The organism is Pseudoalteromonas sp. UBA2102, from assembly GCF_002331165.1.
GTDB lineage: Bacteria > Pseudomonadota > Gammaproteobacteria > Enterobacterales > Alteromonadaceae > Pseudoalteromonas > Pseudoalteromonas atlantica.
Map to the genome: position 1 here is coordinate 1 of NZ_DCYU01000106.1, position 3,194 is coordinate 3,194.

3 protein-coding genes are annotated in these 3,194 nt (G+C 39.5%); all 3 read left to right on the top strand.

What is annotated here, in order from left to right; translation table 11 throughout:
• The coding region (glmS, locus tag B2R65_RS14830) for a glutamine--fructose-6-phosphate transaminase (isomerizing) (RefSeq protein WP_286743961.1) at window positions 1-1,440 on the top strand (1,440 nt) is incomplete at its 5' end.
• Between the two features lie 144 nt (window positions 1,441-1,584).
• Window positions 1,585-2,412 (top strand): TnsA endonuclease C-terminal domain-containing protein, encoded by an 828-nt coding sequence (locus B2R65_RS14835; RefSeq protein WP_286743963.1) that lies wholly within the window; start codon window positions 1,585-1,587, stop codon window positions 2,410-2,412.
• Entirely contained in the window at window positions 2,396-3,190 is a 795-nt protein-coding gene (locus B2R65_RS14840) for a hypothetical protein (protein ID WP_286743965.1), read from the top strand. Before B2R65_RS14835 ends, B2R65_RS14840 begins: the two co-directional genes overlap by 17 nt.
• Window positions 3,191-3,194: the final 4 nt, after the last annotated feature.

Genomic DNA, 3,194 nt, shown 5'->3' on the forward strand with positions numbered 1-3,194 from the left:
ATGGTGCACTTAATTCATAAGCTTCGTAAGCAACACACTACGTTACTTGCATCTGTTCAAGCAGCGGTTAAGCAATTTGAAGGTGCATTTGGTACCGTTGTATTTGATAAAGCAAACGACAACGAAATCATTGTAGCGCGTTCAGGTAGCCCACTTGTTATAGGTTTAGGCCTTGGCGAGAACTTTATTGCCTCTGATCAGTTAGCACTATTGCCCGTTACTCGTAGCTTTATATTTTTAGAGGAAGGCGACGTAGCCCGTATTACTCGTGACACAGTAGAAATTTTTGATGAAAATGGCGATGCTGTAGAGCGTGAAGTTGTTGAATCAAACATCACACAAGATGCATCAGGCAAAGGCGATTACCGCCACTACATGCTAAAAGAAATCTACGAGCAACCACTTGCGGTACGCAATACCCTTGAAGGACGTTTAAACGACGACCGTGTAGCAATTGATGCCTTTGGCGACAGCGCTCAGCAAATATTTAAAGATGTAAAACACGTACAAATTATTGCCTGTGGTACGTCTTACCATTCAGGTATGGTTGCCCGTTACTGGCTTGAGCAATTTGCAGGCGTTAGCTGTAATGTTGAGATTGCCTCTGAGTTTAGATACCGCCAATCGTATGTACACGAAAACAGCCTGCTTGTGACTATTTCACAATCGGGTGAAACAGCCGATACGCTAGCTGCGTTACGCCTAGCTAAAGAGCAAGGTTACATGGCCTCAATGACCATTTGTAACGTACCTGGTTCATCGCTTGTACGCGAATCAGACCTAGCCTTTATGACTAAAGCCGGCGCTGAAATTGGTGTAGCTTCAACTAAAGCATTTACAACGCAATTAGTTGGTTTGTTAATGCTTACTGCGTCTATAGCTCAAGAAAAAGGCCTTGATCAAAGTACCATTGTAGATGCGATAAAAGTACTACCTGCTAAGCTTGAAGAAACATTGCTACTCGCTGATGGCATTGCAGACCTTGCAGAAGAATTTGCCGATAAGCATCACTCACTGTTTTTAGGCCGTGGTTCGCAATACCCAATCGCAATGGAAGGTGCGCTTAAACTTAAAGAAATTTCGTACATTCACGCAGAAGCCTACGCAGCGGGCGAGCTAAAACATGGCCCACTTGCGCTTATAGATGCCGACATGCCAATTATTGTTGTAGCACCAAACAATGAGCTATTAGAAAAGCTTAAATCAAACGTAGAAGAAGTACGCGCACGTGGCGGCATTATTTACGTATTCGCAGATAAAGATTCACACTTTGAGTCAGACGACACAATGCGTGTAATCAACGTAAACCACACTGACGACATTATTGCGCCAATTGTTTACACACTGCCATTACAGTTACTGTCGTACTACGTAGCAGTAATTAAAGGTACAGACGTTGACCAACCACGTAACTTAGCTAAATCGGTTACGGTTGAGTAAAATCAAAAGGTTGGTAATTATTTGTTGTGGGATAGTAATAAAGTATCATACTAAGTATTAAAGTATCATACTGAGTAATAAAGTTGCATACTGAAACCGTCTAAACTATGCTTGATTTATGAGCATAAACAGGGCGGTTTTTTTATGGCATCGAGAAAGTTAGGCAACTCGGAGGCTAAAAATAATAAATGGATTAAAGAAGGTCGAGGCTCTGGCCAAAATGCAGACTATAAACCTTGGATTACTGTTAGGGATTTACCTTCTGATGGTCGAGTTCATCGTGTTTTTGGTCATAAATCACAACGTACCCATCATCTACTTTCAGATCTTGAGATAGCCGTATTTTTATTGCTTGAATGGCACCAGGATGTCATTCAAATTCGTGAACAATTCCCATTAGAAATAGAAACCACCTCTCAAATTGCTAAAGAAGCAGGTATTGTGCATCCTAGCCAGTCTGGCGTGAAACAATATATGTCATCTGATTTTCTTGTTAACTCTCATGAGCCTAAGCAGCCTAAATTTGTTCTTCAGGCAAAATATGCAGAAGCTTTAGATGATGCACGGACTATTGAAAAGCTTGAGTTAGAAAGACGATATTGGCAACTAAAAGAAGTCCCCTGGTTTCTGATTACTGAGCAAGATATTCCCCAAACAGTTATCAAAAATATCAAATGGCTTTATCCAGCTCAGCGCGATGAAATAGATATGGAATTGTTAATTCAGCGCGTTGATTACTATGACTATCACTTTTCTCAAAACCCCAATAAAAACATCATCGATATTTGTAAAACCTTAGATATGGCATATGAGCTTCAAGTTGGTGAATCACTAGCTGAAGTAAGGCATTTATTGGCTAAACGTTGTTTTACTTTTGATATTTTTATCTTAGCGCCAAAATTAAAAGCGAATCAACTAAAAACAGGAACAATCACACTGTTGCAGGAGGCTTACTGTGTTTCAAATCAATGAGGTTGTTAAGTACAACGAAGTGCCCTATAGAGTTTTATTGTTGATGCCCGATCACCTGATATGGATTGCCCTAGATAATACTTCTGCATTCCCACAGCTAGTAAATAAAAAGGAACTAGAAGTTGCTATTGATCAAGAAGTATTAATAAGAGTAGAAGACCCACATGCAGAGTTAGCTTTTCAAACACCGGAAGAAGGTACAACAGCAAAAATAAAGCGAGATAATAATTATCAATTGATAAAGCCCTTGTTGGAATCACCTGAGTTTTACCTAGCTAAATCGCGCTCTGCGATTATTAATCAAATTATCGAGAATCAAGGTTCGACTAAACAAACGCTTTATCGCTTAGCTCGTCGTTATTGGCAACGAGGACAAACTCAAAATGCTCTGCTTCCTGATTACAAAAATTCAGGAGCAAAAGGTAAAAAGCGTATTGCCACTAATAAGAAACTTGGCCGACCAAGAAAGTATATGCCAGGTACAGGTGCAATCATTGACTCATTTATTGAAAGACTATTTAGGATTGCTATTGATAAGTATTTATTAACGGATAAAGGCTATTCATTTCCTTATGCGCACCGACGGTTTAAATCTTTGTATGAAAACCACTTTCCGAATACTCCAGAAGAAGAAATTCCGACCAATTGGCAAATGATGCATTTTTATAAAAGGGAATACCAACAAGTAGAGAAACTACAAAAGCGGGTATCTCGAATTGAATACAATAAAGACGTTAAACCATTAAATAGCACCGCTAATACTGTAGTGGTCAACTAATTTT

What these genes read in the sequence shown, in the direction of transcription:
- B2R65_RS14835 (WP_286743963.1), top strand. Translation starts at nt 1,585, where the DNA reads ATGGCATCGAGAAAGTTAGGCAACTCGGAGGCTAAAAATAATAAATGG.